The 11,941-nt window shown below is 52.6% G+C and carries 13 protein-coding genes; 8 read left to right on the top strand and 5 right to left on the bottom strand.

Features of this window, described 5'->3' with window-relative positions; genetic code table 11:
* The first annotated feature begins 7 nt into the window (after positions 1-7).
* From PSE_RS06170 to PSE_RS06155, 4 genes are all read left to right on the top strand, one after another.
* Entirely contained in the window at positions 8-934 is a 927-nt protein-coding gene (locus PSE_RS06170; protein WP_014284069.1) for a bifunctional methylenetetrahydrofolate dehydrogenase/methenyltetrahydrofolate cyclohydrolase, read from the top strand.
* 196 nt (positions 935-1,130) lie between these two features.
* Positions 1,131-1,562: a type III secretion system chaperone gene (locus PSE_RS06165; protein ID WP_041768052.1), complete on the top strand. Its 432-nt coding sequence runs from the start codon at positions 1,131-1,133 to the stop codon at positions 1,560-1,562.
* 105 nt (positions 1,563-1,667) lie between these two features.
* On the top strand, positions 1,668-2,141 hold the full coding sequence (locus PSE_RS06160) for a type III secretion system chaperone (RefSeq protein ID WP_014284067.1): 474 nt from the start codon (positions 1,668-1,670) through the stop codon (positions 2,139-2,141).
* Positions 2,138-2,962, top strand: a complete 825-nt coding sequence (locus PSE_RS06155; protein WP_014284066.1) for a Rho GTPase-activating protein — start codon at positions 2,138-2,140, stop codon at positions 2,960-2,962. The genes PSE_RS06160 and PSE_RS06155 overlap by 4 nt, the downstream gene beginning before the upstream one ends.
* A gap of 70 nt (positions 2,963-3,032) precedes the next feature.
* Here PSE_RS06155 and PSE_RS06150 read toward each other — a convergent pair whose 3' ends face one another.
* A complete protein-coding gene (locus PSE_RS06150) occupies positions 3,033-3,899 on the bottom strand; it encodes a lytic transglycosylase domain-containing protein (protein WP_008552726.1) in 867 nt (288 codons plus the stop codon).
* Between the two features lie 351 nt (positions 3,900-4,250).
* Between PSE_RS06150 and PSE_RS06145 the strand changes: the two genes are divergently transcribed.
* Positions 4,251-5,252: a BMP family ABC transporter substrate-binding protein gene (locus PSE_RS06145; RefSeq protein WP_041768050.1), complete on the top strand. Its 1,002-nt coding sequence runs from the start codon at positions 4,251-4,253 to the stop codon at positions 5,250-5,252.
* Positions 5,253-5,329: 77 nt separating this feature from the next.
* On the opposite strand, the gene PSE_RS06140 is transcribed toward PSE_RS06145, so the two are convergent.
* Positions 5,330-6,742, bottom strand: coding sequence for a PLP-dependent aminotransferase family protein (locus PSE_RS06140; protein ID WP_014284064.1), 1,413 nt, complete (start codon positions 6,740-6,742; stop codon positions 5,330-5,332).
* 91 nt (positions 6,743-6,833) lie between these two features.
* On the opposite strand from PSE_RS06140, the gene PSE_RS06135 reads away from it, so the two are divergent.
* Positions 6,834-7,430, top strand: a complete 597-nt coding sequence (locus PSE_RS06135) for a LysE family translocator (RefSeq protein ID WP_008552745.1) — start codon at positions 6,834-6,836, stop codon at positions 7,428-7,430.
* 5 nt (positions 7,431-7,435) lie between these two features.
* On the opposite strand, the gene PSE_RS06130 is transcribed toward PSE_RS06135, so the two are convergent.
* Positions 7,436-8,398: a nucleoside hydrolase gene (locus PSE_RS06130; RefSeq protein ID WP_041768048.1), complete on the bottom strand. Its 963-nt coding sequence runs from the start codon at positions 8,396-8,398 to the stop codon at positions 7,436-7,438.
* 225 nt (positions 8,399-8,623) lie between these two features.
* Here PSE_RS06130 and PSE_RS06125 point away from each other — a divergent pair, with 225 nt between their 5' ends.
* Together PSE_RS06125 and PSE_RS06120 are read left to right on the top strand one after the other, a co-directional pair.
* Positions 8,624-8,902: a metal-sensing transcriptional repressor gene (locus PSE_RS06125; RefSeq protein ID WP_008552792.1), complete on the top strand. Its 279-nt coding sequence runs from the start codon at positions 8,624-8,626 to the stop codon at positions 8,900-8,902.
* A 47-nt stretch (positions 8,903-8,949) separates the two neighbouring features.
* On the top strand, positions 8,950-10,269 hold the full coding sequence (locus tag PSE_RS06120) for an MFS transporter (RefSeq protein ID WP_014284062.1): 1,320 nt from the start codon (positions 8,950-8,952) through the stop codon (positions 10,267-10,269).
* Between the two features lie 13 nt (positions 10,270-10,282).
* Here the strand turns inward: PSE_RS06120 and PSE_RS06115 are convergent, their stop codons facing one another.
* Together PSE_RS06115 and PSE_RS06110 are read right to left on the bottom strand one after the other, a co-directional pair.
* Positions 10,283-11,041, bottom strand: coding sequence for a class I SAM-dependent methyltransferase (locus PSE_RS06115; RefSeq protein WP_014284061.1), 759 nt, complete (start codon positions 11,039-11,041; stop codon positions 10,283-10,285).
* Between the two features lie 91 nt (positions 11,042-11,132).
* Positions 11,133-11,795 carry an OmpA family protein gene (locus PSE_RS06110; protein ID WP_008552718.1) on the bottom strand — a complete coding sequence of 221 codons (663 nt, stop codon included), beginning with the start codon at positions 11,793-11,795 and terminating at the stop codon, positions 11,133-11,135.
* Between the last annotated feature and the right edge of the window lie 146 nt (positions 11,796-11,941).

The following is an 11,941-nucleotide window of genomic DNA, read 5'->3' as shown; positions in this document are numbered from 1 at the left end:
ACTTGCCATGAGTGAGGCTCTTATTATCGACGGCAAAGCCATTGCTGCATCTGTAACTGACGAGATCACTGCGCGTGCTGCGCGGCTTGAATCTGAAACAGGTGTTAAGCCAGGGTTGGCTGTTGTGATTGTGGGTGAAGACCCTGCCAGTCAGGTTTATGTACGCAACAAGGGCCGGACTGCAAAAGCATGTGGTTTCAACTCCATCACGCACACCTTGCCGGCTGATGTGAGTGAAGAAGAGCTGCTCGCTCTTGTGACGAGTTTGAATGAAGACGAAGCTGTGCACGGCATTCTCGTGCAGCTGCCTCTGCCAAAGCACATCAACGAGAACAAAGTTCTTGATCTGATCAAACCAGAGAAAGACGTCGATGGGTTCCACCCGATTAACGTTGGTCTTCTGGGCAGCGGCAACACAGATCGTGCACTGGTGCCATGTACACCGGCAGGCAGCGTGCTGCTGGCGAAGAAGGCATTGGGCGACGACCTCTCCGGCAAAACTGCTGTGATTGTTGGCCGTTCCAACATTGTCGGTAAGCCAATCGCACAATTGCTGCTGCAGGAACACTGCACTGTGACCATCGCGCACTCTCGCACAAAGGACCTGCCTGATGTGGTCCGCAGTGCGGATATCGTGATTGCTGCTGTTGGTCGTCCGCAGATGATCAAAGGCGATTGGCTGAAGCCGGGTGCTACTGTGATTGACGTTGGTATCAACCGCATTCCTGCGCCTGAGAAAGGTGAAGGCAAGACCCGTCTAGTTGGTGATGTGGCGTTTGATGAGGCGCTTGGTCACACAGCGGCGATTACGCCAGTTCCACGCGGTGTTGGGCCGATGACCATCGCAATGCTGATGAGCAACACGCTGACCGCTGCACGCCGCCTGATGGGCTTAAGCGAAGAGCCGCCGCTCTTTGAAGCGCTGAACAGCTAAAACAGGTTTTCAGGTAAGGCTCCGACACTCCATCGGAGCCTTTCTTTTTTCGGCAGCGCTCCTATCCTGCGCGCCTTTGTGCTTTACAGCACTTTGTTTTTATTTGCACTTTTCTCACTAGTTGTAATTTCTGGCACATCACACGCTTTGGTGCATCGCTAGCTTCTTCACAAGCAATGTGATTGAGGAGATGCAAATGCATAGTGCGGATCGTGTCACCGCAGTTATAGGCCAAACACTTGGCTTGCCTGAGTTGGCCTTTGATGGTTCCGGTCATGCAGAGCTGGTGTTTGAAGGCAGCTTTTCTGGCTTCCTAAGCCGCGTTGATGACAGCAATCTGGAGTTCAGTTTCTATCTGCCGGATCTAAATCTGAGTGATCCAAACATCTCAACAGCAATGCTCGCGGCGAACTGCCGTGGGAACGCAACAAGCTCTGGCCGGCTGGCGATTGATGAAGACAGTATGCAGGCGCTTTATTGTGAGCGCTGGAGCGTTGCTGATGTGCAGGACCACAAAGTCCCTGAACGACTGATTGATCTGGTTTCAACCGCAGCCTTCTGGCTTGCAGAGGGCACACACTCCGTGCTGCAGAACACCTCCGCAAAAGCACTTACCGCCGCCTCTTAGTGCTGAAAAGAACAGAGCTTTCTGACGTGAAACACTAATCTGATCACAACAGTTAAATAAATCCGAGCAGCACGACTTGGATGCCTCAAGTAAGGCGGGGGAGCGATGCGCCAGTTATTAGATGAACTTCTGAACGAGATCGGTCGAAGAATTGGCCTTGATGGCCTGTCTTTGAATGAAGACAACACGCTTCTGCTTGGGCTCGAGAAAGAACTCTTCATGACGGTACAGTGGCGCGAAGACACGCAGACCCTGCTGTTTAATGCGGTCGTGAACACGCAACCTTGCGATGACCCGGCAAAGCTGAAAGCGCTGATGCAAACGAACTGCGTGCTGACGCTTGGCCATGGCATGAGCTTCAACCTCGATCCGGCGTCAGACCGTATCAACCTGTCTCAGGTGGTCGACATTGCCGACAAATCTTCTTTCACACTGCAGGAAAAGCTGGAGCAGTTTATCAGCACTTCTGCCTCCTGGCATGAGCGTCTGAGCAGCTCAGCCCCGCTTGAGATGGACTGGCAACACTCTGCACCTGCAACAACAGAACATTCATTTGAAACATTGGGTATGAGAGTATGACTGCAATTAACCTCGCACATTTTCAAAACGCCATCGACAGCCATGTTGCTAGCGGTAATTTGGACCAGAAGCTTACTGTGACAGATAGTGGCGCTTTGCAAACCCGCGAAGCAAGCTCCACACTGGCAGGAAAGTTAGTGTCCTGGCACAATCTCAGTTCCTCTGAGAAAACTGAAAAAGCTCAAGATCAAGGCGCATTTCGTACAGCTCTGCAAGACAAGTTTGGCAAAGAGCTGGGCGAGCAGGCCTACAAATATGCCTGCAATGCCTGCGGATACACCGATGGAAAGTTTCATAGCCTGACGGTAAAGCAGATTTCTACAGGTATCGATTTCGCTGTGCTTCATAAGCATGAAGCTGAGGTGCAGAACAAAGCGATTATTCAGCACTTTAATAGCCATCCTGACGAGCTGAGTACTCAGGGTATCGTGCGTATCCCAGGAGCTAAGTCGACGATCAACAGTTTGATCAGTTCCAGAAACCCGGATGCACTTGAAGGCACATCACCTCACGCGCTTGCGTCTACCTTCAGACAGAATCTGCGTGATAACCTGACTGATGATGACTCACGGATCGTTCTTGGCTTTGTTGAACAGTTTAGGCAAGACAACAGCCAGTTGCCTGAACCAGGCGATCTGCCTGTACTTGTTCAGGACGCTGTGACGTTCGCCAAAATGGTCGAAGGGCATAAGGCCGACAACGACATGAACGCAACCAACCTTGGCATTTGCTTTGGTCCAAGCATTTCGAAGAATGAAGACTTAAAGCTTGCAGGTACATTGAATCAGTTCTTTACCACACTGATCAATCGCCCAGACTAATATTGCTTCCCAACAAAAAAGGCCGCTGAGTAGAATACTCAGCGGCCTTTTTTGCGTATCGCAGGCTGGATTAGTTGCTCAGTTTTTCAGCCATGATCTGGATAGTTTTGACGTACACGCCAGCGCGGTTCCAGGAGCGGATCACTTCGTAGTTTGGTGTGCCCGGTCCCCATGGTTGGCCTGGTTGCCAGCCGTAGGACATGAGGAAGTGCGCGGTGGATGCCAGAGTGTCCGCTGTGTTGTACAGCAGGTCGCGTTTGCCGTCGCCGCTATAGTCAATCGCGAACTTGATGTAAGAGGAAGCGAGGAACTGGGTCTGGCCGAGTTCGCCTGCCCAAGCGCCCTTCATTTCGCTTGGCTGCAAGTCGCCTTTCTGGACGATCAACAGAGCATGATACAGCTCGTTGCGGAAGAAATCTGCGCGGCGGCAGTCATAGGCCAGCGTTGCCAGAGCGCGAATGGTATTCATCTTACCGATGCCACGGCCGTAGCCTGTTTCAAGGCCCCAGATAGCGGTGATGATTTCACGCGGAACGCCAAACTCATTCTCAATGCGGGTGAAGAGCGCATTGTGCTTCTTCATCAACTTGCGGCCTTTGTTGATCAGCGCATTATTGACGCGAAGCTTGTAGAATTCTTCGAAGCTGAGTTTGAAGGATTTCTGATTGCGATCGTAGCCAATGACCTTGCGGTTATACGTAATTCCGCTCAGTGACTTGTTAATAGTTGCCTTGGAGATCCCCTGGGATTGCAGCGTATTTTTGTAGGATGCGAGCCAGCGGTCAAACCCTGCTCCTGTATCCCCACAGGTCGCTGCCTGGGCGGATGATACGCCTACAACTAACAGACCAGCGCCAAGTAATAGCCCGGCTTTTCTAGTTTTGACCTTTACAGTCTCAATAAATGATTCGAACACCCCAAACTCCTGCGTGATCACTAAGCAATTTTGATGGTTCTAACGAACAATATTAGCCAAATTGGCGGATAACTGAAAAATTTTGCAGTCCTAATATATTTATTCGCATTTTAACCTTGATCCTAACACCGGCATGTGTCCAACTAAAGGCCGTACACAGAACTGTTTTCAACATGCCTGATCGTTTTGGACAACCTATAGGCGCATAATTAAGGACAAGCTAACACTTAGCTGGACTTACGCAGGGGAAGGTATGCACTTAGACGCTAACCTCAATGAGGTGAGTCTCCAGGTTGGGAACTTGTGGTGAAAACAGACTTGGCGACCGGGCAACGTGAAGGTTTCCCATTGGGATATAACGGAGGAATGGGTATGAAATCCATCAAAACCATCGCTGCAACCGCAGTATTGGCAGCAGCAATGAGCACAACTGCTATGGCAGCGGACTTTAAACCTGCAGTTATCTTTGACATGGGCGGTAAGTTCGACAAGTCATTCAACGAAGCTGCTTACAATGGTGCTGAGGCTTTCAAGGCTGAAACCGGTATCGAATATCGCGAATTTGAGATCTCCAACGCTTCCCAGCGTGAGCAGGCTCTTCGCAACTTTGCTCGCCGCGGCATGAACCCAATCGTCGCAATGGGCTTCGCACAGGCAGCTCCAGTTGAAAAAGTTGCTAAAGAATTCCCAGATGTAAACTTTGCAATCATCGACTCCGTTGTTGATCTGCCAAACGTTCGCTCTGTTGTCTTTAAAGAGCAGGAAGGTTCTTACCTCGTAGGTATGATGGCAATGCTCGCTTCCCAGACCGGCAAGATCGGTTTCGTGGGCGGCATGGACATTCCGCTGATCTCCAAGTTCTCCTGTGGCTACAAGCAGGGCGCACTGACCACCAACAAAGACGGTGAAGTGTTCGCTAACATGACTGGTACTACTCCAGCTGCATGGAACGACCCAGTTAAAGGCGGTGAGCTTGCTAAGTCTCACTTCGCACGTGGCGCAGACGTGATCTTCGCTGCTGCTGGCGGCACCGGTCTTGGTGTTCTTCAGGCTGCTGTTGATGAAGACAAGAAGTTCATCGGCGTTGACTCCAACCAGAACCACCTGGCTCCAGGCAAAGTGCTGACCTCCATGGTTAAGCGCGTTGACGTTGCTGTTGCAAACGCATTCATGGATGCGAAAGAAGGCAAGTTCACCACCGGCATCCAGTCTCTTGGTCTGGCTGAAGACGGTGTTGGCTACGCTATGGACGAAAACAACGCTCCACTGGTTAGCGAAGAGATGAAAGCAGCTGTTGAAGCAGCACGTGCAAACATCATCGCAGGCAAAATCACCGTTCATGACTACATGAGCGACATGTCCTGCCCATACTAAGATCTCTTAGTATGCTGGCTTAGGTCAGATTCCGGCCCCTGCCTGAACTTCAGGCGGGGGCTTTTTTATTGCCTAGCCTAGCCGACCATTGGGCGCGGTGTTTGGTTGCTGCCCAATTGATCTATGGAGTCTTTCAGCAGGGATATGGCCTCCTCAAAGTGAGCATCCTGCGCGATGGTTGAAAGACTGATGCGCAGCGCGTTGGTATCTGTGCGAGGTGCAGCCTGAAAATGGCGATGGGATAGCACTTCTACCCCGCGCAGGAGCGCAGCCTGCTCCACCAACTCCGCATTTTGCTGCTCCGGCAACTGCATCCATGTAAACAGCTTTTCCTCACCGCCTTGCAGCGTGACTGCCGGGAACATCGCCTTCAGGGCATGGTAGCGTCGCTTGAGAAGATCCCGCTTTATTTGCAGTGTTGCTTGCAGCTCTCCACCCATGATCCATCTGGAAACGATCTCCACGTTGAGCGGAGAGGCCATCCATGTGCTTTCCCCAATGGCATTTGCAAAGGCTGTTTTGACGTTGTTTGGAACATGGATATAGCCGGTCCGAAGACCTGCGGACATAACCTTGGACGGTGAACCAATCAGCACGGTGCTTTCTGGCAGGAGTTCCAGAAAACTCTCCTGCTTTTGCGATATGAAAGGCGTATAGGGATCGTCTTCAATGACGGTGAGATTGTGCCTCTCAATGACGGCGGCCAGCCTTTGTCGCTCTTTGCTGGTCATCGTGTGGGTGGTTGGGTTCTGAGCGTTCGGAATGAGGAAGACACCGCGAATATCGTGTTTACTGCAAGCGTCCTCCAATGCATCGGCGGACATTGCCTCCATATGCCCGTTTGCATCACGCTCTGCATCAATCGGTACAATCTGAAGCCCAAGAGCTGGCAGGACAGACAGTATGGGTGGGTAGATCATTGCATCAACTGCAATGGCGTCCCCGCGGTTGAACATGGCTTGCAGAGCGATCTGAATGCCGTGTTGGGCACCACATGTGACGAGCGTTTGGTTGGGCCTGGCAGGTGCGCCGTAGAACTCAAAGAGGAAGTGTGCGCCTATCTCACGGTGCTGTGGCGTGCCCTCTGACGGGCCATACTCGTTGAGCGATTTGACGAGCGGATCTTCGCTCAGTTCTCGCAGCATGCTGCCCAGATCCGGGTTCAGGTGAGCCATCCCCAAATTGCGAGCAAGATCATAGCTCTGAATGCCTTCAGTGTTAGGCATCAGGCTCAGCGGAGAGTGCGTGCTGCTGGTTTTGGCGATATACGTGCCCCTGCCCGTTTCACCGCGCACCAGTTTCCTGCGCTCAGCCTCAGCATAGGCGCGAGTGATTGTCCCAAGTGTCACACCAAGCTGGTAAGCCAGCTCGCGTTGGGGCGGTAGACGGTCGCCTTCCACAAGGCGGCCTGTCTGGATGTCGTGTTCCAAAGCCGTTGCAATGCTTAGGTATTTTGGGGAGGTGAGCTTGTTTGGGTCGGGCTTCCACATTGTATTCATAACAATAAAGCAATTGATAGATACGATCGATACAATAACTTAGCACGCTGTGTAGATTGTATCAATTGACTGGAATGACAATATGGATTGGGCATCACTCAGCGCCTTTGCGATTTTTGTAGCCATTATGACCGGCACACCGGGACCGGGAAACCTGACCTTCATGGCAATCGGCGCCAGCGCCGGTTATCGTACCGCCTTTCCGGTTATTGTTGCGGCGGAAATCGGTAGCCTTGTGCTGAACCTATGTGTGGCCTTTGGGTTGGGGCAGCTGATGGCACGCGGTGGCCCGTTGGTTACATTCTTCAAGTTCGCGTCTATGGCTTACATGACTTATCTGGCATGGCGCATCGTGCAGCTGAACATCAAGCCAAAGGGCGAAGTCAGCTTGCCAACCTTCTGGGAAGGTTTGCTTATTCACCCGCTTAGCCCGAAAACGTGGGCCATGAGCCTTGTGGCGTTCACAAGCTTCTTCGCAGCTAATGGTATGGGGCTTTATGAAAACGCCGCGATCCTGACTGCCGGGTTTCTGATTGGCGGCATGATCTCTCACAGCATGTGGGCGATGGTTGGGGTTTCAATTCTGAAGGTGATCGGAGAAGGCACCTTGATGCGCGGCATTACGATTGCCATGGCTGTTGCAATGCTTGCCGCCACAGCATGGTCTCTGCTTCTTTGATGATATCACTGGTGGCGTGATGCAAGCGCTGCCAGTGTACCTTCCAGAATACGCTCCATTTTCGTGCGATCGGCTTGCTCCATAATGCCGATGATCGGAGCCTGTGATTTGCCTTCATGATCCAGAATGGTTGCGCCGCGGGCAAATTCACCGCCAGTTTCAACCAGAACGCCGCAGACAATTGTTCTGGCGATCACTTCCGGATCCAACAGGGCCGCAGCCGCCAGAGGGTCAGGTAGAATGAGAAGATCTTCGTGGTACCAGGTCTGACCACGCTGGCGCATGAAAGCGCACATGTGTTCAGCAAACTTGGCGGGGATCGTATCCCCCAGACGATCAAAGATGCCATCAACCACATCCCCCGGGAGGGCATCATGAAGGCTAGGCTCCCACGGGATCATGGTTGTGTTAACCGCCTGTGAAAGCACCATTTTAGCGGCTTCCGGATCGCATAGAATGTTGAACTCGGCTGCTGGTGTGACGTTGCCTCTGCCATGACAAGTGCCGCCCATTGTCCATATGCGGTCGATCCCTGCCCCTAGGTCCGGTTCTTCTCGCAGAACCTCTGCCAGATTGGTCAGCGGCCCAATGGTCAGGATCTGGAGTTTGGGGCCACCAAGCTCTGCTTTTCGCAGGACATCTCTCAGCGCATTATGGGCTGTTTCACCTGAAGGTTTAAGCAGATGCTGTGGTCGCTCGACACCGCCTAAGCCATCTTGACCATGCACATAAACAGCATCAATCCGTTCACCAACGGTGGGATCAGACGCGCCTTTGTGGACGGGAATGTCTGCATTGCAGATGGCCAGCGTATCCAGAATGTTTTGTGTGGCTTGTTCCACATCCACATTGCCAAATGTAGTGGTGATGAAGTCGATCTTCTTGCCAGCGCCGATCAGCATCATGAGTGCGATGGCATCATCAATGCCGCCATCCGTGTCCACTGCAAAAACAAAATTATCCGGCACGTCACTCTCCCGGCGCACCTAACTGGCAACGCATATCCATTAATCAGGTTCAGTTTCAGCATTCTGAGTTGGCAGACAAGCCCTCGTTTCCGCGGTCCTGATGCCAAACAGCCGACTTTATTGTGAAGCGGAGCATATCATGAAGGGTTACTGAAATGATTTATCCGCGGTTTTGCGATCTGAAGCCTTCTTGCAATATCCCCCTAGGGGGGATACAAGCGAGTCATGACTGAGAAGCATACACACCAGTCCCATCCGGGAATTGTTAATCGCCTGAAACGCGCCAATGGGCACCTGCGCTCGATCATTGACATGATTGAGGATGGTCGGCCTTGCGTGGAAATAGCTCAACAACTTCATGCGGTTGAGAAAGCAGTGATGCAGGCGAAAAAGACCCTGATCTACGATCACCTCGACCACTGCCTTGATGATGCTGTCGATAATCCGGAAGCAAATTCCGAGCAAACGATTGAAGAGTTCAAGGCAATCTCCCGTTACCTGTAGGGGGATATACTCAACTCAAGAAAACAAGAAGCCAAAGGAGTTTCCGCGTGCTTTCCGTACTCGCGAACCGTACCTATCGCCACCTGTTTCTTGCCCAAGTTATTGCGCTGTTCGGTACTGGCCTGGCCACTGTCGCGCTGAGCCTACTTGCGTTTAACATCGCCGGCGATGAAGCAGGCTCAGTGCTTGGAACCGCATTTGCGATCAAGATGATTGCTTATGTTGGGCTAGCTCCCATCGCCGCGGCTTTTGTTGAGCGTCTACCACGGCGTGCTGTGCTTGTGGGTCTCGACCTTATCCGTGCGGCGGTTGCACTTGCTCTGCCTTTCGTGACCGAGATCTGGCAGATCTACGTGCTCATCTTTGTGCTGCAATCCGCATCGGCTGCGTTCACACCTAGCTTTCAGGCGGTTATTCCAGACGTTTTGCCAGAAGAGAAAGACTATACAAACGCCCTCTCTCTCAGCCGTCTTGCTTATGATCTGGAGAACCTGCTGAGCCCAACGATTGCAGCTGGATTGCTGTTGGTGATCAACTTCCATGGACTATTTGGCGGCACGGTGATTGGCTTCCTCGCTTCTGCTGCGCTTGTTGTGTCCGTCACCTTGCCCAAGCTGAAGCCGATTGAGAACCAGCGTACAGTGAAGCGTATTACACAGGGAACGCGTATCTACCTGAGTACCCCTCGCCTGCGCGGCATGCTGGCTGTTTATCTGGCTGTTGCTGCGGGCGGTGCCATGGTAATTGTGAACACTGTGGTGATCGTGCAAGGCACGTTTGGGCTGCAAGCTGATGATGTTGCCATTGCTCTGGCTTGTTTTGGTGCGGGTTCCATGATTACGGCCCTCAGCCTACCGAAGGTGCTGGAACGCTTCAAAGACCGGAGTGTTATGATTCTTGGCGCCAGTGTGATGGCCGTGTGTCTGAGCTTTGGTTTTCTTCTGAGCAGCTTTACGCAGCTATTGCCACTCTGGTTCCTGATGGGGCTTGGTTATTCTGCGGCACAGACGCCCTCAGGTCGTGTTTTGCGACGGTCAGCAACAGGGAGTGATCTGCCATCCGTGTTTGCCAGTCAGTTTGCGCTCAGCCATGTGTGTTGGCTGGTTGGATATCCGCTGGCAGGCTGGGTTGGTTCCAGCTTTGGTATTCCCACCAGTTTTCTTTCCATGGCGGCTCTGGCGTGGATCAGCGTGTTTACCGCCATGGTGTTGTGGCCGAGCAAAGATGCGCAAAAGCTGCGTCATAGCCACGAAGACCTGCCAGACAATGACCCGCACTGGGCCAAAGGCGTCGACAAAGTGGGTAAGAGCCACGTGCATGAGTTCAAGATTGACGACCTACACACTCGGTGGCCGAGCAGTTTGTAATACCTGCTAATAATCAGATACGGCCCAGTCGCATTGCGACGGGCCAACTGATTTTGCGGAGTTCTTGCGGGTCCCCCCAAAGGCCTGCAAGCTCTTCTGCAAAGCGGTCCATAAGGCTTGCTTTACCTTCCTTGCCTGCCGCTTTCACTGATGACCATGTGCGGACGTAGCCGAGAAACTGCTCCAGTGTCCAATCTCGCTCAATGGACATTGCTGGGTAGCTTAGCTCCTCAAAAGGGAAGTCAAAACTGGCATAGCCATTGTCGACGTGCTGGCGCTCAGGTGGCCAGTAAGGGCCGATTTCATCGTAGTAGAACTGGCGAAAGCGATCATTGCATTTAGCGTTGTCCATGGAGAGGACGCCGTAACTGACCAATGCGATCACACAGCCAGGGACGGCGATACGTCTGGCTTCCTTATAAAAACTCGGCAGATCAAACCAGTGGGCGGCTTGTGCCGCAACGATCAGGTCAACACTATCCTCTTTGGCTGAGCATTGCTCCGCAGGTTCTACTGCAAAACGGACTTTTGGAACAGGTGCTGCATTCTCAATCTGAGAAGTGCTGACGTCGGTGGCTAGGACTTGCTGGAAGTACTGGGCAATCAAGGCGCTGAACTGGCCTGTTCCGCAGCCAACATCCACTGCAAGATTGTGATGCTTACATTGAGCCGCCAGAAATTCGACAAGCTCAGGAGGATAAGTTGGGCGATACTTCGCGTAGTTCTCTCCAGCGCTCTGGAAATGTGATGCAGCCAGATCGTTTTGTGTCATGTGCAAGCCTCCCCTGTTGCCGATGAGAGACTAACAAAAAACGCGGCCCCGGTAAGGGACCGCGTTCTAAAACTTTTGCCTGTCAGACTGATTAGTTCAGTGGAGACAGGATGATTTCTACGCGACGGTTCTGCGCACGGCCAGCTTCGGTCGCGTTGGAAGCAATCGGGCTGGTCAGGCCGTAACCTGCTGCGGAGATGCGTGCACCGTTGACGCCCTGATTGAACAGGTAGTTGCTGACGGAATCAGCACGGCGCTGGGAAAGCTGCAGGTTGAACTGAGCAGAACCGGTGTTGTCGGTGTGACCGTAAACGTTCAGGCGGGTCTGCGGGAACTCTTTAGCTACGAGAGCAACACTGTTCAGTACCTGCATTGCGCGGGAAGACAGAGTTGCCTGACCAACAGCGAAGGTCACATCGTTTGGCATGTTCAGAACGATCTGGTTGCCGTTACGGGTTACGGAAACGCCAGAGGACTGGAGCTGCTGACGAAGCTGTGCTTCCTGACGGTCCATGTAGTTGCCGATACCGCCACCAATCAGGCCGCCTGCTGCGGCACCAACGAGAGCACCTTCAACGCGTGCGCTTTTACCACCAGCGATCGCACCGATGATTGCGCCGGTCGCAGCACCAAGGCCAGCACCGCCAGCGGTTTTGGAAATGCGGGACTCACCAGTGTACGGATTGGTTGTGGTACATGCTGCAACGGAAAGGCCGAGAACAATAGCAATCGCGGCGTGCATCAGTTTTTTCATTTAAAATTCTCACATCGTAATTTTGAGGGTCAGATGAATCGTCGTGAATCTGGCCTCACTTCGAACATTAACCCTATCAAAAGCCACTGGGCTCCTAATACAAGTGCTCAAGAGGACAGTGTCCTTGAATTCCACCGGATTTGTCG

It is taken from the genome of Pseudovibrio sp. FO-BEG1 (genome assembly GCF_000236645.1).
Classification (GTDB): domain Bacteria; phylum Pseudomonadota; class Alphaproteobacteria; order Rhizobiales; family Stappiaceae; genus Pseudovibrio.
Note: the sequence above shows the minus strand (reverse complement) of the source record. Positions and strands in the feature narration are given on the sequence as shown.

Coding starts and splice junctions, on each gene's coding strand:
- PSE_RS06170 (WP_014284069.1), top strand. CDS start 8: ATGAGTGAGGCTCTTATTATCGACGGCAAAGCCATTGCTGCATCTGTA.
- PSE_RS06165 (WP_041768052.1), top strand. CDS start 1,131: ATGCATAGTGCGGATCGTGTCACCGCAGTTATAGGCCAAACACTTGGC.
- PSE_RS06160 (WP_014284067.1), top strand. CDS start 1,668: ATGCGCCAGTTATTAGATGAACTTCTGAACGAGATCGGTCGAAGAATT.
- PSE_RS06155 (WP_014284066.1), top strand. CDS start 2,138: ATGACTGCAATTAACCTCGCACATTTTCAAAACGCCATCGACAGCCAT.
- PSE_RS06145 (WP_041768050.1), top strand. CDS start 4,251: ATGAAATCCATCAAAACCATCGCTGCAACCGCAGTATTGGCAGCAGCA.
- PSE_RS06140 (WP_014284064.1), bottom strand. CDS start 6,742: ATGTGGAAGCCCGACCCAAACAAGCTCACCTCCCCAAAATACCTAAGC.
- PSE_RS06135 (WP_008552745.1), top strand. CDS start 6,834: ATGGATTGGGCATCACTCAGCGCCTTTGCGATTTTTGTAGCCATTATG.
- PSE_RS06125 (WP_008552792.1), top strand. CDS start 8,624: ATGACTGAGAAGCATACACACCAGTCCCATCCGGGAATTGTTAATCGC.
- PSE_RS06115 (WP_014284061.1), bottom strand. CDS start 11,041: ATGACACAAAACGATCTGGCTGCATCACATTTCCAGAGCGCTGGAGAG.
- PSE_RS06110 (WP_008552718.1), bottom strand. CDS start 11,795: ATGAAAAAACTGATGCACGCCGCGATTGCTATTGTTCTCGGCCTTTCC.